At 46.4% G+C, this 22,694-nt stretch carries 19 protein-coding genes, 1 tRNA gene and 1 riboswitch; of the genes, 14 read left to right on the plus strand and 6 right to left on the minus strand.

Annotated features, from left to right (window positions below):
- Window positions 1–140 precede the first annotated feature (140 nt).
- From kbl to coaA, 3 genes are all read left to right on the plus strand, one after another.
- Window positions 141–1,340: a glycine C-acetyltransferase gene (kbl, locus tag IX315_RS04640; RefSeq protein WP_211638084.1), complete on the plus strand. Its 1,200-nt coding sequence runs from the start codon at window positions 141–143 to the stop codon at window positions 1,338–1,340.
- Window positions 1,341–1,445: 105 nt separating this feature from the next.
- Complete coding sequence (locus IX315_RS04645; protein WP_134849088.1) at window positions 1,446–2,624, plus strand: metallophosphoesterase family protein; 1,179 nt, start codon at window positions 1,446–1,448, stop codon at window positions 2,622–2,624.
- Window positions 2,621–3,553, plus strand: coding sequence for a type I pantothenate kinase (coaA, locus tag IX315_RS04650; RefSeq protein WP_211830392.1), 933 nt, complete (start codon window positions 2,621–2,623; stop codon window positions 3,551–3,553). Before IX315_RS04645 ends, coaA begins: the two co-directional genes overlap by 4 nt.
- Here coaA and IX315_RS04655 read toward each other — a convergent pair.
- The 4 genes from IX315_RS04655 to dapB are packed head-to-tail and all read right to left on the minus strand — an operon-like array spanning window position 3,539 to window position 6,566.
- Window positions 3,539–4,129: a WbqC family protein gene (locus tag IX315_RS04655; RefSeq protein WP_018358770.1), complete on the minus strand. Its 591-nt coding sequence runs from the start codon at window positions 4,127–4,129 to the stop codon at window positions 3,539–3,541. The two genes, coaA and IX315_RS04655, sit on opposite strands and share 15 nt — an antisense overlap.
- Window positions 4,126–4,455, minus strand: a complete 330-nt coding sequence (locus tag IX315_RS04660; protein ID WP_211635725.1) for a hypothetical protein — start codon at window positions 4,453–4,455, stop codon at window positions 4,126–4,128. The genes IX315_RS04655 and IX315_RS04660 overlap by 4 nt, the downstream gene beginning before the upstream one ends.
- A 3-nt stretch (window positions 4,456–4,458) precedes the next feature.
- Window positions 4,459–5,835, minus strand: a complete 1,377-nt coding sequence (gene lepB / locus IX315_RS04665) for a signal peptidase I (protein ID WP_211635727.1) — start codon at window positions 5,833–5,835, stop codon at window positions 4,459–4,461.
- An 11-nt stretch (window positions 5,836–5,846) separates the two neighbouring features.
- Window positions 5,847–6,566: a 4-hydroxy-tetrahydrodipicolinate reductase gene (gene dapB, locus IX315_RS04670; RefSeq protein ID WP_211837230.1), complete on the minus strand. Its 720-nt coding sequence runs from the start codon at window positions 6,564–6,566 to the stop codon at window positions 5,847–5,849.
- Window positions 6,567–6,758: 192 nt separating this feature from the next.
- On the opposite strand from dapB, the gene IX315_RS04675 reads away from it, so the two are divergent.
- From IX315_RS04675 to gcvT, 6 genes are read left to right on the plus strand one after another with little or no spacing between them, the layout of a single operon-like run.
- Window positions 6,759–8,036 (plus strand): pseudouridine synthase, encoded by a 1,278-nt coding sequence (locus tag IX315_RS04675; protein WP_018358766.1) that lies wholly within the window; start codon window positions 6,759–6,761, stop codon window positions 8,034–8,036.
- A 5-nt stretch (window positions 8,037–8,041) separates the two neighbouring features.
- Window positions 8,042–9,451, plus strand: a complete 1,410-nt coding sequence (gene asnS / locus IX315_RS04680) for an asparagine--tRNA ligase (RefSeq protein ID WP_244973090.1) — start codon at window positions 8,042–8,044, stop codon at window positions 9,449–9,451.
- A gap of 1 nt (window position 9,452) precedes the next feature.
- A complete protein-coding gene (locus IX315_RS04685) occupies window positions 9,453–10,133 on the plus strand; it encodes a DUF4827 family protein (RefSeq protein WP_240703976.1) in 681 nt (226 codons plus the stop codon).
- Between the two features lie 26 nt (window positions 10,134–10,159).
- The gene (gene glmM / locus IX315_RS04690; RefSeq protein ID WP_018358763.1) at window positions 10,160–11,542 is read left to right on the plus strand and encodes a phosphoglucosamine mutase; all 1,383 of its coding nucleotides are present in this window, start codon (window positions 10,160–10,162) and stop codon (window positions 11,540–11,542) included.
- The gene (gene pepT / locus IX315_RS04695) at window positions 11,539–12,762 is read left to right on the plus strand and encodes a peptidase T (protein ID WP_018358762.1); all 1,224 of its coding nucleotides are present in this window, start codon (window positions 11,539–11,541) and stop codon (window positions 12,760–12,762) included. Before glmM ends, pepT begins: the two co-directional genes overlap by 4 nt.
- A gap of 42 nt (window positions 12,763–12,804) precedes the next feature.
- A complete protein-coding gene (gene gcvT, locus IX315_RS04700; protein WP_211837235.1) occupies window positions 12,805–13,896 on the plus strand; it encodes a glycine cleavage system aminomethyltransferase GcvT in 1,092 nt (363 codons plus the stop codon).
- 165 nt (window positions 13,897–14,061) lie between these two features.
- Here gcvT and IX315_RS04705 read toward each other — a convergent pair whose 3' ends face one another.
- Complete coding sequence (locus IX315_RS04705; RefSeq protein WP_211837231.1) at window positions 14,062–14,910, minus strand: FKBP-type peptidyl-prolyl cis-trans isomerase; 849 nt, start codon at window positions 14,908–14,910, stop codon at window positions 14,062–14,064.
- 33 nt (window positions 14,911–14,943) lie between these two features.
- A complete protein-coding gene (bamJ, locus tag IX315_RS04710; protein WP_211638095.1) occupies window positions 14,944–15,534 on the minus strand; it encodes a BamJ family beta-barrel-assembly machinery protein in 591 nt (196 codons plus the stop codon).
- A gap of 409 nt (window positions 15,535–15,943) precedes the next feature.
- On the opposite strand from bamJ, the gene IX315_RS04715 reads away from it, so the two are divergent.
- From IX315_RS04715 to IX315_RS04735, 5 genes are all read left to right on the plus strand, one after another.
- Window positions 15,944–16,651: a Crp/Fnr family transcriptional regulator gene (locus IX315_RS04715; protein ID WP_211837232.1), complete on the plus strand. Its 708-nt coding sequence runs from the start codon at window positions 15,944–15,946 to the stop codon at window positions 16,649–16,651.
- 95 nt (window positions 16,652–16,746) lie between these two features.
- Complete coding sequence (locus IX315_RS04720) at window positions 16,747–18,117, plus strand: MATE family efflux transporter (protein ID WP_483407059.1); 1,371 nt, start codon at window positions 16,747–16,749, stop codon at window positions 18,115–18,117.
- A gap of 8 nt (window positions 18,118–18,125) precedes the next feature.
- Window positions 18,126–19,262 (plus strand): metallophosphoesterase, encoded by a 1,137-nt coding sequence (locus IX315_RS04725; RefSeq protein ID WP_211642228.1) that lies wholly within the window; start codon window positions 18,126–18,128, stop codon window positions 19,260–19,262.
- A gap of 29 nt (window positions 19,263–19,291) precedes the next feature.
- On the plus strand, window positions 19,292–22,132 hold the full coding sequence (locus IX315_RS04730) for a M16 family metallopeptidase (protein WP_244973092.1): 2,841 nt from the start codon (window positions 19,292–19,294) through the stop codon (window positions 22,130–22,132).
- Between the two features lie 37 nt (window positions 22,133–22,169).
- Window positions 22,170–22,242, plus strand: a tRNA-Thr gene (locus tag IX315_RS04735).
- A 228-nt stretch (window positions 22,243–22,470) separates the two neighbouring features.
- Window positions 22,471–22,691: riboswitch (cobalamin riboswitch) on the plus strand.
- Window positions 22,692–22,694 lie beyond the last annotated feature (3 nt).

Genomic DNA, 22,694 nt, shown 5'->3' on the forward strand with positions numbered 1-22,694 from the left:
CAAATAAATTTATTTTTCTCTAGGAATAAATTTTGGCACTCTGCGGGGACAACTTCTCCCCTATACTTATTTACTGAAAATGTGGTACCTTTGAGGAAAGAAATATCAATACATTATTCCAACCAATAATTATTACAATTATGTACGGATCAATCAAACAGCACCTACAAAAGGAGCTACAAGACACCAAAGAGGCTGGACTCTACAAGAATGAGAGAATCATTACCAGTGAGCAGTATGCAGAAATCACGGTAGACCAGAATGGGAAGAACCAGAGCGTACTCAACTTCTGCGCCAATAACTACCTAGGTCTTTCCAATAACCCACGCCTTATTAAGGCTGCTAAGGAAGCCATGGATAGCCGTGGCTTTGGTCTCTCTTCAGTACGCTTTATCTGTGGTACTATGGATATCCATAAGCAACTCGAGGAGGCTATTAGCAAATACTTCCACACCGAGGATACAATCCTCTATGCAGCTTGTTTCGATGCTAATGGTGGTGTATTTGAGCCTATCATGGGTGCTGAGGATGCGATCATCAGTGACAGCCTCAACCATGCTTCTATCATCGATGGCGTAAGGCTTTGTAAGGCTAAGCGCTACCGCTATGCCAATGGCAATATGGAGGAGCTGGAGCAGTGCCTAAAAGAGGCTCAGGAGCAACGCTTCCGCATTATTGTGACCGACGGTGTGTTCTCTATGGATGGCAATGTGGCACCTATGGATAAGATTTGTGCTCTTGCTGAGAAGTATGATGCACTCGTAATGGTGGATGAGTGCCACTCTGCTGGGGTGGTAGGTAAGACTGGTCGTGGCGTAGCTGAGCAGTATGATGTATACGGCAAGATAGATATCCACACTGGTACACTAGGTAAGGCCTTCGGTGGTGCTGTAGGTGGTTTCACTACTGGACGCAAGGAGATTATCGACCTACTCCGTCAGCGCAGCCGCCCATACCTATTCTCCAACTCTCTACCTCCAGCCGTAGTAGGTGCTGGTATCGAGCTATTCAAGATGCTTGAGGAGAGCGACGACCTACACACTAAGCTAGTGGGTAATGTGGAGCGCTTCCGCACCAAGATGACCGCTCTTGGTTTCGACATCAAGCCAACCCAAAGTGCTATTTGTGCTGTAATGCTTTATGATGCACCATTGAGCCAAAAGTTCGCAGCTCGGATGCAGGAAGAGGGTATCTTCGTGACTGGCTTCTACTACCCAGTTGTACCAAAGGGTGAGGCGCGTATCCGCGTACAGCTATCAGCGGCTCACGAGGTAGAGCATATCGATCGTTGCGTGGCTGCCTTTGAAAAGGTTGGTCGCGAACTCGGCGTGATCAAGTAATTCTCTATGACTGAATAAACAACCAAAAGGGCGTGACAAGTAGCATAAACCTTGCTACTTATCACGCCCTTATTTATTATCATTGCACCACCACGACACCAACGAATGAAGCTTAAACGCTATATCCCCCTAGGGATAGTACTTCTTGTAGGCGTACTATTGTGGGTCAATTGGAGCAACTGGTTTGGCGACTTACCCGAACCAGACTTTGAACTACCCGACACCCCACAGCGACTTTTCATTACAGCAGGAGAAGATGGTTTGAACGACCGATCTTTTAGTTGGGTAAGTGGTAGTGAGCAACCTTTTAGTTTTACCCTCGTGAAGGACTCCCTAGCACAGGTCTACCGGCCTTCGCACGAAGCTATCACAACAGGAGGTGGGACGACACATATTTATAACGTAAGGGTCAATCACCTTTCCGAGGGAGCATATAACTGTTTTGTGACTACGGAAGCGCTGAGAGATACCCTACGAGGAGACTTCACTATTTACCCTAATGATGGTGTCATAGACTTATTATTCATTGGTGATATCCAAGATAGATCCGACACTGGTAGTCGCGAGCTATTTCAAGAGATATATTCCCGCTTCCCCGACATGGATGGCTGGTTATTTATCGGTGATATGATAGAGCGTCCTCACAACCAGTGGTGGGATTTCTTCTACCACACTGTGGACAGTATTGCGCCCCATACAGTCTTCCTCCCTACCCCCGGCAATCACGAATACGAGTTGGGTGGTCTTTGGAGCCTAGGGAGTAGATATGTTGCGACTTTCCCAATGCCACTCAATGGTAATAAGATCACCAATTATTTTGTAGATTATCCTACTGTAAGGGTGATAGCCTTAGAGACGAATAATCTCCTTTGGGACTACTCGGGTAGCCGTAAGTGGTTGGAGCAATCGATAGAGACAAGCCCTGCACCTTTTACCATTGTAATGGGGCACCATGGTGTCTACTCCGTTCGAAAGTGGAGGGTCAATCCGGACATGAAATACGGCATTAACCCTATTCTAAAGGAGCACAGTGTGGATCTACTGCTCCAAGGGCACGACCATGCCTTCAGTCGCAATGGTGTAGCTCCTGATAGACCAATCTACATTACCATGAGCACTAGCGATAAGCAGTACCCTGTGGGCAATCCAAATAACCATACCGTCTCGGAGAGTGGCAACCGCTACTACAGCCACATCAGAATCACCAATGATACCCTCTACTTCGATACGTATCGTGGCGATCATTCATTAATTGATAGTTTTGAGCTTCCCCGTAAGTCATGAATACATCTTCGCCATACCGTACCTTTACACGAGAGGAATGGAGCCGATTAGATAGCCATCCCGACTTCCCTTTTTCTCAGATAGACCTCACTAAGCTACAGGCACTCAATGAGCCACTTACCGAAGCCGAGATCAGCGATATCTATCTGCCGCTCTGTAGACTACTGCAGATCCATATCACGCACTTCCGAAGGTTGCACAATGAGTATGATGTGTTTTTCCACAAAGCAACACACAATGTACCCTATGTTATCGGTATAGCGGGGAGTGTTGCCGTAGGGAAGAGTACGACCGCACGTGTGCTCCAGAAACTGCTCTCAATGGCTGAGGGATGCCCAAAGGTCGACCTCCTGACTACCGATGGCTTCCTCTATCCCAATGCGGAACTAGAAGATAGGGGCATACTAGATAGGAAGGGGTTTCCCGAAAGCTACGATGCACGCCGTCTTATCAACTTCCTATTTAGTGTCAAAAGCGGACGTAGGCTACTAGAAGTACCCACCTACTCCCACCTCTTCTACGACATTATGCCTGAGGAGAAACAGCTTATCGACCAACCCGACATCCTTATCATTGAGGGTATCAATGTGCTTCAAGGAGAGCGAAGCAATGCCCGTAGGCAGATCTTTGTCTCGGACTTTTTCGACTTCAGTATCTATGTCGATGCCCAAGAGTGCGATATCAGACAGTGGTACATCGATAGATTCCTAAAGCTACAAAACACTGCTTTTGCTAATCCTGAGAGCTACTTCTACCGCTTCCACGACCTCCCACACACAGAAGCGGTAGCACTCGCCAATAAGATTTGGGAGGAAATCAACCTAAAGAACCTAGTAGAGAATATTGCGCCCACTAAGTTTCGCTCCCACCTTATCCTAGAGAAGGGCGACGACCACTCAATGCGCGCGGTACGACTAAGGAAGGTCTAGCAAATACAATCGACCTTCGGGGCCAAGATTGAGGAGTAAATCCAAGGAAGAGAGGTAGGGCTGATAGCCATGCCTCTTTTCAAATACTTGCCAATACCTAGGAAGTGACGGCAGGGTCTCGAGATGGGTAGGCTCGATAAGCTCAGGGCAAAACGTCAGCTCCAAATCGGTAATCGGTGGTGTATCGAACCCCCAAATACTACATAGGAGAGCTAACCACTCATGATTGTATGTAATAATACGTGGCTCAGGACAATGAAGAAGATGCTCTAAGCGGTCGGCATAGTGAACCCAGTAGGGCGAAGACTGGTAACTACTCCTCAGTAATTGCCATAGTTTTCTACGCCATTCCCCATGCTCTGAGATTAAGACCTCTCGAGTAGGAGGAGAGGGATAGCCTATTTTCTGCACTGGGATGGTAAAACATTCTCGCCCATGAGCCGTGAACAGCTCTGTGCGATTGCGGAAGCTCTGTTTGTTATATTGCTCTCCCACATAAATGCCCGCCACTGCACCTTGGGCTATTAGCCGTAGATAGTGGGTATTAGGAAGAAAAGCTGATGGTAGTGTAATCATAATCTAAGCCGACCTATCACTTTGCCCTTGACCTGTGCCGATACGATCTGAATAGGTTCGCCTCCTACCTCAACAAGTAGTCGCTCTCCGGATTGCTCTCTATACTCAGCAGGAACAATCTCCCCCTTGGCCAGCTCCACAAGCAGCTCATCTCCTACTGCATGCGGCATTGACTGTATCGCCACAAAGAGCAAAGCCCTTGGCAATGCTACGTAGTAAGTTCCAAGCAAAAAAGACTTTATAAGTAGTAGAAGCAAAGCCAGCAGTAGTAGCCAAGTCCATACCCAGCCACGCTCATTACTGTGCTTTGTGCTACCGAAGTTCATAGGCTATCGTGGCACTTTGAAGAAACGGTTCCAGCGCACATTCCCCTTATCCTTATCCCATGAGAGCCATATAAATAGAGGCTTACCTACAATATGATCCTCAGGCACTAGTCCCCAGCTACGAGAGTCCAAACTATTGTGTCTGTTATCGCCCATCATCCAATAGTAGTCCATCCCAAAAGTATAGGTATCAGTTGCGGCACCGTCAATATAGATGATGCCCTCCTTTACCACTAAGTCATGCCCCTCATAGTTCCGGATACAGCGCTCGTAGAGCTGCAAGTTATCTGGGGTAAGTACGATGGTAGCACCTGCCCTTGGAATCCAAAGAGGACCATAGTTATCGCGAGTCCAGCCCGTAGCCATATTGATTGGATAGGTCAAAAACTGATCTGGTGTAGGGTCTGGCTCAATAGCAATACGATGGACATGCGAATGACGCTCAAGCTGAGCCTTCATATCCTTAGTTAGAGGAAGATGATAGATAGCGCCCCTAGGATGAGTTGGCACCGAGTCTTGGTTAATCACGACATCATTGGAGAGGAGTATGACATCATCATTGTTGACCCCCAACTCTTGAAGCTCGCTAGGAGAGAAGTGGTAACCATCAGTCTCCACAAAGTAATTGTACTGGAGGAACTCTGGCTCCTTTAGCTTCTGCCCATTGATATAAATGGCATTATTTATGATTTGGAGCGAATCTCCTGGCAGACCTATAGCACGCTTCACATAGTGATCGCGCATATCTACTGGACGATATACCACCTTACCAAAGGTGCGCTCATCGAACCATACACGCTCTCTCCCATACTGCTTTACCAACGTATAGTAATCTGGTTTGGTAACCTGGAGTGCCACAGTATCACCAACGGGAAAATTGAAGACCACAATATCGTTGAGCTTGACCTTGCCTAACCCTTTCAGTCTTTTGTACTCCCATTGTGGATGGTCAAGATAAGCCTTCCCTCCACCAGGGAATCGATTGTGCATGAGGGGGAAGGCTATCGGGGTCATGGGTACACGTGGACCATAGCTTAGTTTGCTCACAAATAGATGATCACCGATAAGGGCAGTCTTCTCGAGCGAACCACTAGGAATCTTGAACTGCTGGAAGACAAAGAGGTTGATCGCATGCACAATAAGCAATACTACTACTAAATCCTCTACTAAACCCATTATGCCTCTGACAAATGAGCTCTTGGACTTTTTCCACCAGCGCCAATGTACAATGTTACTAATATATATATCGAAAAGTATAGGTAGTAATAGCAAAGCCCAAAGGCTCCTCGCCCAAAAACAAAAGCCGATTAGTATTATCACCCATATAGCGAACTTTATCCAGTTCCCTTTAGCTACCGATTTCCAATCAATATTCTTCATATCTAATCTTATCAATCTAATGAAATCAAATCCTCCATCCCGAAGAGTCCTTTCTTGCCTTGCACAAACTCTGCTGCGAGCACAGCACCTAATGCCAAAGCTGCTCTACCCTTTGCCTCATGTTTTATCTCGATACTATCCTCTGCACTCTCATAACGAATAATATGTGTACCTGGCACTTCGCCCTCACGTACCGAGCGAATCAGAAGCTGATTAGGGGCATGCTCTGGCATCTCACTTGGAGCGAGATAAGCAAGCGTCTCCGTCTTGGATGCCAATTGTTCTACCACCTCGTTGGCAAGCGTAAGCGCAGTGCCACTTGGATAATCGAGCTTATGGATATGATGTACCTCCTCTACCATAGGTTCGTAACCAGAGAAACGATTCATCATGCGCGCCAGCTGACGATTGATTTGCCTGAACAGATAAATACCGACACTGAAGTTGGAAGCATAGAAGAGAGTACCATTATTCTGATCGACTGCGTTTACTGCCTTATCCCAGTCGAGCAGCCACCCCGTAGTACCAGATACCACTGGCACTCCCTGTTCTAGCGCTTTAGTGATATTGCCTAGGGCTGAATCAGGCTGTGTAAACTCAATCGCTACATCACACTGAGGGAGCTCATTCCATGCACCATCTATCTTGCCTACTATCTCATGACCACGAGAGAGCGCCACACGCTCTATCTCATGCCCCATACGACCATAGCCTACCAAACAAATCTTCATCGCGTATATCTATTAAATAACAAAACGTTGCCAACAAAGATACCACTTTTACCCAAACTACAGAGACGCACCCGACCAATGGCTCAACCAATCTTTTTAGTATTGGTATAGTGTAATCTTTTCTGTAACTTTGTGGACAGAAGAAATGGATTGTACTGTATTTTAATAGATAAAATAGAATTCGGAAAGAATATGGAATGGAACAAGATCCCGCCAAGGAAGCCACTCGCGACGAGTCGCAATGAGGGCGGTGAATGGAATGAGTATAGCCGTGAGGCTGGTGATACTTCCAGCAATGCCTCTTACGATACTCCCCACAGGAGGTACGCAGGAGAGGAGGGCTCAGAAAGAGGGATAGATGGACAGCCAAGGCGTCGTCGCCGTATCAGCGAGATGCAGAGAAGCAGTGGGGCTCCTGAAAGATCTTACCAACAGAGGGAGGGTTATCGCTCTGAGGGTGATGGTTATGGCAATTACCAAAGAGAGCGAAACAATGATCGCTCTGAGCAGCACTCTTATTATAAGGAGCAGTACAACCAAGTAAGGGAGGCTAAGCGCCAACGCTTGGGGCAGAACTATGAGGGAAATCAGGAGCGCGCTCCTAGAGGTAATAACTATGGGGACAGACGTACCCAAGGTGGGGGTCAGCGGCCAAATAAAAGAGATGGTGGGGGTAAGAACTTCGGCAATAAGCCTAGACGTCAGCACGAAAATAGACCTCCTGTGTACGAACAGGATCCTATAGATATTTCGGAGGCTATTCGCCTTAATAAGTTCCTATCGAATGCAGGGGTTTGCTCTCGCCGTGAGGCGGACGAACTGATAAAGGTAGGCGCAGTGCTAGTGAATGGTTTGCCCGTGACGGAACTGGGAACTAAGATTACGGCTCAAGATAGGGTAGAAGTCAATGGACGTGAGGTGAAGCCTGAGAATAAGGTGTACGTACTCCTCAATAAACCTCGCAATTGTGTGACGACAACAGAGGATCCACAAGAGCGACTAACGGTGACCCACTTGGTGCGTAATGCTTGTAAGGAGCGTATCTATCCTGTGGGAAGGCTAGATAGAAACACCACTGGAGTGCTGCTTCTGACTAACGATGGTGACTTGGCTGCAAAGCTAGTACACCCTTCATTTAAGAAAAAGAAAATCTACCACGTGTGGCTAGATAAGGAGGTAACAGCTGAGGATATGCAAAAGATTGCCGACGGCGTAGAGCTTGAGGACGGAGAGATGCATGCCGATGCGATTAGCTATGTGGCTGATGATGACCTTACTCAGGTGGGTATAGAGATACACTCGGGACGTAATAGGATTGTTCGCCGAATATTTGAACACCTAGGTTATCATGTAAAGAAACTCGATAGGGTTTACTTCGCAGGTCTGACCAAGAAGAATCTTGGCAGGGGAAAGTGGCGTTATCTCACGCAAGATGAAGTTAATACTTTATTGATGGGTGCTTTTGAGTAATTCAGATGATTATACAGATGGAAAGGACTAAGATTGTAGATATACTAATCGCTCCTGAGGTAGGTAGCGATGTGAACATTAAGGGATGGGTAAGGACTAAGCGAGGATCTAAGGGCATCAGCTTTGTGGCAGTAAATGATGGTAGTTGTATTCATAACTTACAGGTAGTAGTAGATCATCAATCCTTCGACGAGGAACTACTAAAAAAGATCACTACTGGTGCCTCCGTAAGTATTACTGGGCTTCTCACTGAGTCTCAAGGCAAAGGACAGAGCGTAGAGATACAAGCGAAAGAAATCCTATTGTACGGAGAAGCCGATCCTATGACCTATCCACTACAGAAGAAGGGGCACGGGATGGAGTTTCTACGTGAGATAGCGCACCTGCGCCCTCGTACCAACACCTTTGGCGCTGTATTCCGCATCAGACACCATATGGCGATAGCAATCCACAAGTTCTTCCACGAAAGAGGATTCTTCTATTTCCATACACCACTCATCACGGCTTCGGATGCCGAGGGTGCAGGTGCTATGTTCGAGGTAACTACCCTGAATATCGATAACCCTCCTCGCCATAAGGATGGTACGGTAGATTACTCCGAGGACTTTTTTGGTCGTCGAACCAATCTTACTGTATCTGGTCAGCTAGAGGGAGAGCTTGCGGCCACTGCACTAGGAGCTATTTATACTTTTGGTCCTACCTTTAGGGCAGAGAACTCCAATACCCCTCGCCACTTGGCAGAGTTTTGGATGATTGAGCCAGAGATCGCCTTCTACGATATTGTAGATAATATGAATCTTGCTGAGGAATTTATCAAGTACCTAGTGCAGTGGGCGCTGGACAACTGTCGTGACGACCTCGAGTTCCTCAATAACATGATAGACAAAGAGCTTATTGCTCGTCTCGAGTCTGTAGTGAGCAAGGAGTTTAAGCGCCTGACTTATACCGAAGGCGTGAAGATACTTGAGGATGCTGTGGCAAAAGGACATAAGTTCGAATACCCTGTCTTCTGGGGTGCCGACCTTGCTTCAGAGCATGAGCGCTATCTCGTAGAGAACCACTTCAAGGCACCAGTCATCCTTACCGACTACCCTGCCGAGATAAAGGCTTTCTACATGAAGCAGAATGAAGATGGCAAGACAGTCCGTGCTATGGATGTGCTCTTCCCTAAGATTGGTGAGATTATCGGTGGTTCCCAAAGAGAGGAGAGCTATGAAAAGCTAGTAAGACGCTGTGATGAGACAGGTGTGCCTACTAAGGAGATGAGTTGGTATCTCGATACCCGCAGGTTTGGTACTGTCCCCCACTCTGGCTTTGGACTAGGCTTTGAGCGCCTCCTACTATTTGTAACAGGGATGGGCAATATTCGAGATGTGATTCCATTCCCACGCACACCTAATAATGCAGATTTCTAAGATGACAAAGGGTAAGATAATCGCAACTGCGCTCCTATTGCTTATTGCAATGGGCGCAACTAGTTGCCGCCAGAAGCGCATCTCCTATACTGATATGATAAAGAGGGAGAGCACAGAAATACGAGCGTTTATGAACGAAAAGGGCTTCACTATCATAGACAAGCTCCCTCAGGATCTCAAGATGCAACCCAAACAGTTCTATGAGATTAAGAATGATGCTGGCGTAGGCCTTGGGGTATATATCAATGTACTCACCCCTGGTAGCGACCTCAAAGATATGGCCGTGTCACAAGAGACCTCAGTAAGCGCCCGTTTTTCATACACAGTAATAGGGAAGCGCATGATTAATGGTCCTGTGAAGATGAGTAATATCGGTGCTTCGGACAGCGAGACACCTGCTGCTACCTTTGTTTACCAAGGTAATGTGAATACCGATATGCAGCAAGGGAGCTTCCCAGCTGCCCCAAATTCTACAGTTGGCGAAGAGGGGATGGCGCAATTCGTATGTAATGCGATGATGCTTGCTCTGAAGCATGTGCCACTAGGGTCTGCAATACAGATGATAACATCATTTAGAGAGGGTCCAGCATTTACCTTCCAGGCAGGCTCTTCGTTTGCCAACGAAAACGAGGCAGGCGTGGCACTGTATTACGATAAGCTTATATTCTCACATAAGAAATAACCTAATCTCAACTACAAAGTAAAGTCATGAGTTTGATTACATCAATATCGGGCATAAGAGGGACTATTGGAGGAGGGCAGAGCGACGGGCTCAACCCTATCAATATCGCAGAGTTCACTGCATCTTATGCTCAGTTTATCCGCAAGAATAGCCCAGTAAAGAGTGGAAAGATCGTAGTAGGTCGTGACGCCCGTATGTCGGGAGATATGGTTCGCCACGTGGTAATAGGAACGCTCCTAGGCATGGGCTTTGAGGTCGTAGACCTTGGACTTGCCACAACACCGACCACAGAGCTGGCTGTGATTCATGAAAAAGCAGACGGTGGTATCATCATTACAGCGAGCCACAACCCAAGGCGCTGGAATGCCCTGAAGCTCCTCAATCACAATGGGGAATTTCTATCAAGTACTGAGGGAGGAGTGGTATTAGAGATGGCAAAGGACGGACAATTAGAGTTTGCTGATGTAGATCAGATTGGCAAGGTCACCCAACGCTCCTATACCGATCAACATATTCAAGATGTCCTCGCACTTCCCGAGGTAGACGTGGAGGCTATCCGTAAGGCTGGCTTTGTAGTAGCAGTAGATACCATCAATTCGGTAGGTGGCGTTGTGATTCCACAACTTCTAGAGGCGCTTGGCGTAAAGGAGTACCATATTATATATGGAGAGCCTACTGGCGACTTTGCTCACAACCCAGAGCCGCTACCTCAAAATCTAGTTGGTCTCTCCTCTTTAGTCAAGGAGAAAGGAGCACATGTAGGTTTCTCGGTCGACCCAGACGTCGATAGATTGGCTATATACAGCGAAGACGGAACGCCTTTTGGTGAGGAGTACACGCTGGTGAGTGTTGCGGACTATCTCCTAGAGCTCTATCCTGGGGGCAATACCGTTTCCAATCTTAGCTCCACTCGTGCGCTCCGTGATGTAACACTGCAGCATGGCGGCGAGTACTTCGCAGCCGCTGTAGGAGAAGTAAATGTCACTACGAAGATGAAGGAAGTGGGAGCCCTTATCGGTGGAGAAGGCAATGGCGGAGTCATCTATCCGAAGTCGCATTATGGTAGAGACTCTCTTGTAGGTATCGCTCTATACCTCACCCTTCTAGCCAAGCGCAATACTACCCCTACTAAGCTATTGGCGACTCTACCTACCTATTACATGGTGAAGAAGAAGGCAGAGCTTACCCCAGACCTTAATGTAGATCAGATACTCAAGGAGATTGAGAATGAGTACAAGGGGAAAGCCGAGGTAACCACTATTGATGGCGTGAAGCTCGACTTCCCAGATAAGTGGGTACATCTAAGGAAAAGTAACACAGAACCTATCGTCCGTATATATGCCGAAGCACAGAGTAACGAAGAGGCTACAGCCATAGCGGACGAGATAATAAAAAAGATAGAGAGATGAGACAACCAGTAGTTGAGCGTTTCTTACGCTATATCGCTATAGATACAAAGTCAGACCCAGAGTCTACCACAACACCTAGTTCGGATATCCAATGGGATCTTGCTAAGCTCCTAAAGGAAGATATGGAACAAATGGGGCTACAAGATGTATCGCTAGATGATAACTGCTACCTTATGGGCACCCTACCCGCCAATTGCGATTGGGATCAACCTGTAATAGGTTTTGTTTCCCACATGGATAGTGCGCCCGACATGAGTGGCAAAGATATCAAGCCTCAGTTTGTCCAATACAAAGGTGGCGATATTATCCTCGACGCCAAAGAGGACATCCGTATCTCAGTAGAGACATTCCCCGACTTAGAGGATTATAAAGGGCAAGAAATCATTACCACAGACGGTCACACCCTACTCGCTGCTGATGACAAAGCTGGCATTTCAGCCATACTAGAGGCAGTGCAGTACCTTATCGATCATCCAGAGATTAAGCATGGTGCTATCAAGGTGGGCTTTACACCCGATGAGGAGATTGGTCGTGGAGCTGATAAGTTCGACGTCAAGAAGTTTGGAGCCGACTTCGCCTACACCATCGATGGTGGTAAGATTGGCGAACTACAGTTTGAGAACTTCAATGCTGCAGGGGCAAAGGTAACCTTCAAAGGGCTCAACGTACATCCTGGCGATGCTAAGGGCAAGATGATCAATGCCCAACTCCTCGCCATGGAGTACAATAGCTATCTTCCAGAGGCATTGCCAAGCAATACTGAGGGCTACGAAGGTTTTTACCACCTTGTAGGCATGAGTGGAACTGTGGAGGAAGCCGAGCTTCACTACATTCTCAGGGATCACGATAGAGAGCAATTCGAAATCAAGAAGAGCTGCATCACTGAGATTGCTAGGCGTATCAATGAGATTTATGGCGCAGGCAGGTGCACCGCAGTCATTACCGACCAGTACTTCAATATGCGCGAAGTGGTGGAGGATAAGATGTATATCGTAAACCACGCTGCGGAAGCCATGAAGGCAGCAGGTGTAGAACCAGTCATCGAGCCTATTCGTGGAGGTACTGATGGCGCTAAGCTCTCATACATGGGGCTGCCATGTCCGAATATCTTCGCTGGTGGACACAATTTCCACGGAAGGTACGAGTACCTACCAGTACCATCACTAGAGAAATCTATGGAGGTTATCATTAAGATTGCCTCTACCGAGGTCAAGAAATAAGAATTTAGTACTAATACTTTTATAGAAAAGAGAACTATGGAATTGAAGACTACTCCATTTACCGATATCCATATCGCACTTGGAGCCAAGATGGCTCCATTCGCTGGATACAACATGCCAATCCAATACGAGGGTATCAACCCAGAACACATGAATGTGATTGACAATGTAGGCGTATTTGATGTATCACACATGGGAGCCGTCATCGTTAGCGGTCCTAAAGCACTAGAATTTCTACAAGCTGTAACTAGCAACGATGTAAGCAAACTAGAGGTTGGCAAGGCTCAGTATACCTATATGCCAAATGGCAAGGGAGGCATCGTAGATGACTTCATCATGTATCAGCTAGAGAATGGTAGATATATGTGTGCAGTTAATGCTGCCAATATAGAGAAGGACTTCAACTGGATGAAGCAGCACCAGTACGAAGGTGTTGTCCTAGAGAACGACTCCGAGCGAGTTAGCATCCTAGCTGTCCAAGGTCCTAAGGCCAAAGCAACCATTCAGAAGTGTGTCGATGTCAATCTCGACGACATTGCATACTACCACTATGCACTAGGCAAGTTCGCTGGACTTGATTGTATCATCTCTAACACTGGATACACCGGTGCAGGTGGCTTTGAGCTCTACTTCAAGGATCTCAAGGATGCTCGCCTTGTATGGGACACTCTATTCGAGGCAGGCAAAGAGTTTGGTATCAAGCCTACTGGTCTAGGTGCTCGCGATACCCTTAGACTCGAGATGGGCTTCTGTCTCTATGGTCACGATATCGATGATACCACCAATCCTCTCGAGGCTGGTCTAGGCTGGATTACTAAGTTCGTAGACGGCAAAGAAAAGATGACCGACCGTGACTTCCTGCTCAAGACCAAGGAAGAGGGCATCAAGAATCGTCTCGTTGGCTTCGAGCTAAAGGAGAAAGGCGTACCACGCCAAGACTACGAGATTGTAGGTGCTAATGGTAACGTGATTGGACGTGTCACCTCAGGGGCACCAGCACCAAGCCTTGATGGCAAGGGTATTGGTCTTGGCTACGTCAAGAGAGAGTTTAAGGATCCAGGTAGCGAGATCTTTATCCGCATCCGCAAGAAGGATATCCCTGCAGAGGTAATCAAGCTTCCATTCCGCAAGTAATCGTTACTTGTTATTATACATAAGAGCCGTGAAAGCCAAGTGCTTTCACGGCTCTCTTTATTGCCCTGAAGGAAGAGTGCTAATGTATTTACAATATTATAGTGGCTATACAGGCGATTGCCCACATAGCCACTATAATATATTGTATCAGTAGGTCTCTACTTATTACTTAGCTGGAGACACCTTAATAAGCTCGCACTCAAACTTGAGTAGACCAGCAGGACCATTCGTAGGAGTACCTAGCTCTCCATAAGCGAGGTTACCAGGAATCCATAGGGTGAAAGTAGAACCCTCTGGCATGAGCTGGAAGCCCTCAGTCCAACCAGCAATCACACGGTCAAGTGGGAAAGAAGTAGGCTCATTGCGATCATAAGATGAGTCGAAAACCTCACCCATAACATCCGTACCCTTGTAGTGCACAGTTACAGTATCCGTCGCATTTGGCTTCACGCCTGTACCTAGCTTAGTCACCTTATACATAAGACCACTCTCAGTCTTCATTACCTCAGAATCAGCTGCAAGCTCGGCAAGGATCTTATCCTGAGCCTCTATCTGCTTAGCCTCCTTAGCCTTCTGCTCTTCCATAGCCTTTTGCTGCATCTTAGCCTGGTAAGAGTTCATGAATGCCATTGCCTCATCCTCAGTCATCAGACCCTGATCCCTAAGCATATCGGCAAAACCAGCTACGAGATTATCGATATTTACAGTGCTATCCTCCTGAGTACCCCTGCGGAAGTTCTCGCCGATACCATAGCCTTGGTTGTAAGAAGAGCTCTTACCACCCTTGTCATAAGCACCGTCAGCTAGACCCTGAAGGAATTCTTCCATGTTAATGGTAGAATCCTGCTCCAGATAGCCCTTATACTGAGCACCGTTAAGGATACCAATTGCGTAAGAAACGCTGTCGTTATCCTGAGTAAAGCTAGCGGATTTAATCTTACCTCCACCGCAAGAAGATACGAGCAGACCTACGCCCATAAGGGTAGCTGCAACACCTGTGAAAGTCTTTTTCATTATCTTTCCAATTAATTGTTATGATTGTGTATATTACTTCTCAATACTTAGTAGCTCGATATCGAAGATCAGCGTACTATATGGCTCTATTGCCTGACCAGCCCCACGCTCTCCGTAAGCATGCTGATAAGGAATGGTCACCCTCCACTTAGAGCCTACAGGCATCATTTGGAGGATCTCTTGCCAACCCATAATCACGCCATTCACTGGGAATATCGCTGGCTCGCCACGCTCTACAGAGCTATCAAACACAGTCCCATTAATCAGCGTACCATGATAGTGACACTTCACCTTGTCGGTTACCGAAGGCTTCTCGCCCTCTCCCTTTTGGAGCACCTCATACTGTACACCCGATGGAAGAGTGGTTACCCCCTCCTTCTTGCCATTGATCATCTGATACTCAGCACCTGCTTTCTTGTTGAGCTCCATACGTTCCTCATGTAGCTTTGTGAAGTAGGCATTAATTACCTGCTTAGCCTCATCGATAGTCATCTCGGTCTCTTTCTCTTGGAGCACATCCAGCACAGCCTTAGTGAAATCCTCAGGGCTATTTATCTCTATACCTTCGCCCTTAAAATTATGACCCATGCTCAGACCAATAGCGTAGCTTATCTTATCTGTCATCTTATTTCCTTCAATTTTCTATTATTCAATACAATTCGCCTGCAAAGATAGCAAAAAATAGAGTAACTCTCCCTACCCTAAAGACCCCCGATATCAAATACCGACCATGCTCACCTATCTCATTTTCCTTTCCTCTGTAGAAAAACGCTCAGCGGTCTACTAGTTCTACAGATTCCCTCTCGGGAGGGACTCCAGTTCTTCACGGGAGAGACTCCAGTCCCTAGCCATATAAACTCCAGTCCCTCGCGGGAGAGACTGTCCTAGATATACCGAGGACTTTTTTACCTGTACTAGAGCCACCAATGCTAGTCTAGCGAAAAACATCACCGAAATTGTATAAAATCATCTACTACTATTGTTTTAGAAGGTGGTGAAAAATATGTATCTTTGTGCTGGAATATAAGTTGCGATGAAGGAAAAGATTGAAATTAAAAAGGAGAATAGCCCTCATCTCTCCAACATAATGCCAAAACTCTGGAGCCTACTTACAGACTCAGAGCGAGAGGAGCTCTTGATATGGTCTAGCTACTATATCTACAAGCGTGGTGAGATGATATATGATGCTAAGGTTATTCCACAAAATGCTTTTATCCTGGTCAATGGTCAAGTAAAGATCACCCAGGAGGAGGATCGTACCCAGATATTAAGTCTGATACGAGCCAAGGAGTTTTTCGGCTATGAGGCTCACTTTGCGTCCGAATCGCCTCTTACCAGTGCTACCGCTATGGAGAATAGTCTTATCTGCTTAGTTCCAATTAGGAGCCTAGAGGGTATCCTGCGTAGCAATCCTAGAGTAGGTCTTTATTTCATGGACGACCTTGCACTACGTCTGCGAGAGCGCAACCAAATGATCATCACCCTGACTCAGAAGCATACGAGAGGGAGGCTAGCGGAGTCTCTTCTGCTACTTAAGGACAAATATGGTTCCGAGGGTGATGGCAGAACCATCCATGCCTACTTGACACGCAACGAACTAGCGGATCTCAGCAACATGACCACTAGTAATGCAGTACGCACTCTTCGTTCGTTTCAGGAAGAGGGTGTTATCAGCCTGAATGGGAGGAAGATTAAGGTATTGGACGAGTCCAAGCTACAACGCATTAGCAAACTGGGGTAACCGCCACAGTGGTCGACTACTCGACCTCATTCCAATTTAGATTCCTCGGGAGGAGGGCTTAGGAAAATGGAACATAACATTTAGCTCGACGAATCGTGTTTGGAAATAAAAGTGCCCAAGGAGCAGGAAGGGGTTCAAAAACAAACGACCTTGGTATACTCCCCATCGGCCATTTACTAAGAAACTATGCATTGCCATCGATTGTAGGATCGATGGTGAATTCTTTGTACAATGTCGTAGACCGTATATTTATAGGACAGGGTGTAGGTGGTATGGCTATTTCTGGTCTTGCCCTTACGTTCCCTATCCTTATATTTCTACAAGCCTTCGGCGTACTAGTGGGTGTGGGCGCGTCCTCTAGGATTTCTATCCTTTTGGGGCAAAAGAAAAACGAAGAAGCAGAGTATTTATTGGGCAATGCCTTTTTGCTCTCCCTTATTTTTAGTCTTAGCACCATATCCCTTACCTACATATTTATGGAGCCCTTACTTTATGCTTTTGGCGCATCGGAGGGTACCATTCCCTATGCCAAAGCCTACTTGGAGATTGTAATACCTGGCAATATCTTCGCCAACATCACATTCTCCTACAACTCGGTAATGAGGTCTACAGGCTATCCGCTCAAGGCTATGATTACGATGATTATAGGAGCGGTGCTAAATATCCTTTTCGACTCCCTCTTCATCTATGGCTTAGGCTGGGGTATTAGAGGTGCAGCTTGGGCAACAGTCATTAGTATGTTTGTGGGTATGCTCTTTGTGATGCAGCACTTCACAGACAAGCGCAACCTTCTACTCATTAAGCCTAAGTACTTCAAGTTTAAGCTAGGCTATATCGGGAGTATCCTTAGCATTGGCGTAGCACCTTTCGTGATGCACTTAGCATCCAGTATGGTGCAAGTGATGAAAAATACTAGCCTTGTGAAGTACGGTGGGGATTATGCCGTAGGGGCTTACGGAATATCCAATAGTATTGCCACCCTTATCTTCATGCTCATTATGGGATTATCTATAGGTATGCAACCGATTGTGGGGTACAACTTCGGGGCTGGCAATATGGGTAGGGTTAGGGAAGCATTCTCCAAGACGGTCAAGATTAATGTGACCATCGGGCTCATTGGGCTTACTCTAGCTCAGTTATTTCCCGAGCAAATAGTGCGGCTCTTTACTGCCGATACCGAACTTATCGGGATTGCGTCTATCGCTGTCTCTATCGAGACCTTCGCCTTTTGGGCTGTAGGGTTTCAGGTATCTACGGTTCACTTCTTCCAGAGTATCGGTTCAGCTTGGCGGTCACTTATACTAAGTGTTTCCCGCCAAATTGTGCTCTTGATACCTGCACTGTATATACTGCCACAGTTTATGGGACTCAAGGGAGTATGGTTGTCGACCCCCGTTGCCGATATCCTCTCCTTTACCGTCTCTTTATTTATGATTATCAGATTCTTCCAAAAGCATAAAGAATAAGTATCCTCATGCGCATGCTAATTATCTCGCTGGTGGGTCAGCTCCTTATGAATCTACTCCTACTCACTGCGGTTTGGAAAGGGACAATAAAGGGATCTATTTGGCGTAAAGTCAGTTTAGGTTGGGTAGGACTAGAGCTACTCTACTTCGTATATATCGTCGTTTCCAGTGCTTCTCTCAATAAGAATGGGGAATTTATGCGAGTAGGCGGACTGATATTCAGCAACTACTATATATATATAGGAGTACTATTAATGCTCCTAGTATTAGCCTACCTTGCAATATGGATACTGCAGAAAACGGGGGTCATCAAAGGCGATATCCCTAAGCGTAGAGCTAGAGGTTTGGCTATGCTCATCCTGATGCCGATAACGCTTATCCTATGTATCCAGGGCTACTACAATACGATGCAACCAGTGGTCACTCGTTACAACGTTTCCCTACCCTACAATGGTTCGTCTCATGACCTCAAGATAGCACTCATCACAGATATACACTTTGGAGATATTATTACCCAGGAGCAGGTGAGTAAGATGGCTAAGATCGTACAAGATGAAAAACCGGACTATGTCTTTGTAGGAGGCGATCAGTTGGACTACTACTTCCACTACGTAGAGGAATATCCAGAGGTTACAACACTGATGCGCGCCCTACATCCCGACCCCTCCAAGATATTCCATGTACTAGGGAACCACGAGTATTATATCGATCTAGAAAAGAAATGCGACTGGCTAAGTAGTATTGGTGTATTGCTACGCGACCAAGTAGTACGACTAGAGGATAGCCTCTATCTAGTGGGAAGAGATGACGCTATGAACAAACAAAGGCTTCCCCTAGTAAAGCTTATGGATCAAGTACCTATAGGAGCTTCCACTATGGTTCTAGACCATCAGCCTAATGAACCTGAGGAAGAGCGTGCTAGTGGTGTAGACCTTGCCATGCATGGACATACACACGACGGGCAGTTTATCCCCTTCAAGTGGCTCCTAGGTATGATATTCGAAAACTCTTATGGCTATATTGAGGAGGGTGGCACACACTATATAACGAGTTCAGGATTTGGGCTTTCCTCTTCTCCGATTCGGATTGGCACCAAGTCGGAGGTAGTTATCATTAATCTACATCTAATACGTCTAAGACCATGAAACCTTTACTATTCCTAACAGCAACAATTATGACTATCAACGTTTCTCTAGCTCAGACCGAAATGGTCGAGGAGCTCACACTATCCAATGGACTTACGGTCTGGCTCTCTCACGACTCTTCGGAGCCTAAGGTTTACGGTACCGTGGCGGTGAGAGCTGGGGCAAAGCATTCCCCCAATACAGGTATTGCACACTACTTTGAGCACATAATGTTCAAGGGCACTAAGCGTATCGGTACAGTAGACTATGCCAAGGAGCAACCTATTCTAGCTGAGATAGCTAATCAATATACGCTTCTTAAGCAAGCCAACAGTGCTGCGGAGCGACAGGAGATACAGAAAAAGATAAATCAGCTCAATATTGAGGCTACTCAGTACGCTATTCCCAATGAGTTCAATAGACTCATCACAAAGTATGGCGGGACGGGACTCAATGCTGGCACATCGTACGACTACACTGTATTCTTCAACACCTTTTCGCCTGAATATCTCGAGCATTGGTGCGAGCTGAATAGCGAGCGCATGGTAGCGCCTGTATTCAGACTCTTTCAGAGCGAGCTAGAAACGGTATATGAGGAGAAGAATATGTACTCTGATAACATGGGGACTCAGCCCATGCAGGAGGTAATGAAGCGAGTTTGCGCACCACACCCTTACCAATTCCCTATTATTGGCAGTACAGAGGCACTTAAGTCGCCCGACCTACATGCTATGAAGGAGTTTTTCCATACCTATTATCGAGCAGGAAATATGGCACTCATACTAGTGGGAGACTTCAAGCGCGAAGGACTAGAAGAGTTACTAGAGCGCACCTTTGGCAAGATAGCTCCTGGCAATGCGCCTAAGGAAGAGATGCCTAAGCCTAAACCATTCAAGGGACATGAACGATTAGATGTAAAGCTCCCTATCCCCTTTGTTAGTGGAGCAGCCTACCTATGGCAAACGGTTCCCAATACACATCCCGACCAGATTACTCTATCTCTCATCCAATCCTTACTCTCTAATGAGGGCAAGACAGGTCTCCTAAATAAGCTCACCATAGAGGGAGACATTATGGGAGCATCGCCAATAGCCACCGCACTCAATGACCATGGTGTCTTCGGGTTCTTTGCCGTGCCTAAGCTACTACATAGTAGAAAGAAGGCTGTGGCGATGGTGATGAAGGAAATCGATAAGATAAAGCGAGGAGACTTCACTGACAAACAGCTTCAAGAGGTAAAGCTCATTATTGAGCGGGAATACCTACAGCAGATTGAAAGCATTGAGAAACGCTCTAATCTACTGAGAGATCTTTACGCTCAGGGGAGGACATGGGATTCATTTAGCCAAGACCTAGTGCGCTTACGTTCTTTGACTAAAGAGGAAGTTATGCGTGTAGCTAACCTCTACCTAGGTAGTGACTTCTTGGAAATCAGGAAGAAGACCGGAAGATATCCTAAGGAGCATCTTAATAAGCCTCCGTACCAGCCAGTAGTAGCTCCTAACCAAGGAGCCCAATCCGACTTTGCCCGGCACATGGATTCTTTGCCTATTTCCGACATTCCCATACGGGCACTAGACTTCACAAGAGATATTGAGCGACGAACCCTTACGGGCAATGGATTGGTACAACTCTTCAAGACCACCAATAAGGAGAACGACCTCTTTACTCTAGATCTCCTCTACTTCCAGCAAGCCACTAAGCATCCAAGGCTAGAGGTACTAGAGTACTACCTAGACCTAGTAGGAGGTGGAGGTTGGAGCAACCATGAGTTCAATAGTGAGCTTCAGGCACTAGGTGCTTCCGTTACATTCGAATCAAGGGATAGCTTCTTTGTCATCAAGCTCACGGGCTTTGACCATCATTTCAATGAGAGCATAGCGCTCTTAAGCCGCTTCCTCTTCGATGTACAAGCCGAGAAGAAGGCGATGAAGAAGCTCATGGAGAGTAAGAGCTTATCGGATAGAGCCACGAAAAAAGACCCTACAACACTCTCTAAGAGACTTCTCGAGCTAGCCCGCTATGGGGAGGATGCACCCTATAAAACATCCATCAGCAAGTCTGAGCTAAAGAAGATCAAGCCCGCAGACCTCATTGAGGAGCTTCAGCAACTACTACGTAGCGAAGTGGATATTCACTATACTGGTTCTTTGGATATCGACACTATCGCGCCACAGATTGTACAAGCGCTACATGCCAACGACATAACGACCAAGGGCGAAGGCTATAGTCATATTCCGTCGATTGTACAGCAGCAATCACGGGTACTATTTGCGCACGAGCCTAGTGCTACCCAAGCCATTATCAAGATTTACCTCCCCTTGGGAACTCTGACAAAAGAGCAGAAGGCTGCTATCAGACTATATAATAGCTACTTGGGCAGTGGTATGAGCTCGCTTCTATTCCAAGAAGTTCGCGAATTCCGTTCACTTGCCTACGGCGTGGGTGGGTATGCAGACTTCGCACCTGCGACAATAGCAAATGGCAAAACAGACTACGTTATCACCCTGAGTACACAGGCAGATAAAGTAGTCCAAGCACTCAAGTTGGTAGCAGAGCTTATAGAGAGAGCGCCCGATGATGTAAACCGTTATGCCAACGCCCGACAGGGATTGCTCAGTATGGCAAGAACCTACTACCCTACCCTACGTTTGCGGTCACGACAAATAAGATCACTGGAGCGTCAGGGCTACAGTAAGGATATTTCGCTCATGATTCAGGAAGAGCTTCAGCACCTTACTCAGGAGCAAATCATCTCGGCTCATGAACAACTAGTAAAGGGAAAACCTATCACAATCACCATAGTAGGTAATCGTAAACATATAGACCTCCAAGCGCTAGGTAAACTCTACCCAATCAAAGAAGTAAAGATTGCTCACTTAATTGACTAATTATTTACAATAAATTGTTACCTTTGCGGAGCAATTCGCCGAAGTAGCTCAGTTGGTAGAGCAACGCATTCGTAATGCGTAGGTCACGGGTTCGAGTCCCGTCTTCGGCTCTTTAGCCATCAAAGGTCATTATCGGGATGTTGTTTTTGCACCCTATAGATAAGCGGCTCCTCTACTGAATATGTTTCTTCCCTTAGGAAAGTGAAGGAATATGCTCAGTAGAGGAGTTCTCATTTTAGCTCTTAGCATTGACAATAATTTGGATATATTAGCTATTATCGAAGTCTAATTCACGTAATACTGCTGTATCATATACCTAAGAAGAAAAATATTGTTACCTTTGTACCTAGTTGCGAGGCATGAAGATTTCTATACTAGAAGTTATCGTTTAATAGGGAATTTGGTGAAAATCCAAAGCAATTCCTGCTACCGTAAATGTCTGAGAGGGTATGTTCCTCTAGTTATCGGTACTCATAAGTTATGCCACTGAAGATAATTCTTTGGGAAGGCAGCCGATAATCGACAGAGCCGGGAGACCTGCCTAGCATCACAGAAATTGTAT

Origin of the sequence: Porphyromonas levii, from assembly GCF_018206105.1 — a bacterium.
Classification (GTDB): domain Bacteria; phylum Bacteroidota; class Bacteroidia; order Bacteroidales; family Porphyromonadaceae; genus Porphyromonas_A; species Porphyromonas_A levii.